Source organism: Burkholderia sp. SIMBA_051, from assembly GCF_046534915.1.
Lineage (GTDB): Bacteria > Pseudomonadota > Gammaproteobacteria > Burkholderiales > Burkholderiaceae > Burkholderia > Burkholderia ambifaria.
The window spans coordinates 1-267 of record NZ_JAWRXS010000359.1 but is presented as its reverse complement, the minus strand read 5'-3'; the positions used below and the strand labels follow the sequence as shown (position 1 = coordinate 267).

At 61.8% G+C, this 267-nt stretch carries 1 protein-coding gene; it reads right to left on the bottom strand.

The features are described 5' to 3' along the window. The coding region (locus SB771_RS34860; protein ID WP_410722021.1) for a SurA N-terminal domain-containing protein at positions 1 to 267 on the bottom strand (267 nt) is incomplete at both ends.

The following is a 267-nucleotide window of genomic DNA, read 5'->3' as shown; positions in this document are numbered from 1 at the left end:
CTGTAACGTACGCGCTCGTCGTACTGGTCGGGCGTCATGCCCTGCATGGCAAGCAGTTGCTTATACCGGTCGACGTCGATCGAGCCGTCTGGGTTCTTCAGCGACGAGATCACCGGATCGTTGAGCAGCGTGCGGCGCACGGCGTCGTCGGATGCGGTCAGGTGCAGGCGCTGGGTTTCATCGGCGAGCACGCGTTGTTCAATCAGGCCGTCGAGCATCTCGCTGCGGCGTTGTAGCGTATCGAACGCCTTCATGTCGAATTGCGCC